General features: G+C 59.9%; 1 pseudogene. It reads left to right on the top strand.

The window, feature by feature from the left end:
* A pseudogene (locus tag H9S92_RS00045) lies at positions 1 to 314 on the top strand (hypothetical protein); the annotation flags it as partial.

Genomic DNA, 314 nt, shown 5'->3' with positions numbered 1-314 from the left:
CGCGCGGTAGACAACTGCTCGGGAACCAACGTAACGATCACGGCCAACATCTACCCCGGTGCTGACCTGAACGCTACGCCCATCGGCTCCTTCGTGGTGAACCCCAACAATAGCACCGCTGAAATCACGACGGCCATCCCCGTAGGAACGCACCTGCTGCGCTACACCTACACCGACCAGTGTGGCAATAGTGACTTCTCCGACTACCTCTTCACAGTTGAAGACCGCACGGCCCCCGTTGCGATCTGCGAAGACGGCCTGAACATCGGCATCTCTTCCGGTTCTTCTTCCACGACGGGCCTGCCCACGGGCTT

This window comes from Neolewinella lacunae, assembly GCF_014349155.1.
GTDB lineage: Bacteria > Bacteroidota > Bacteroidia > Chitinophagales > Saprospiraceae > Neolewinella > Neolewinella lacunae.
This window is presented reverse-complemented; position numbering and strand designations above follow the sequence as displayed.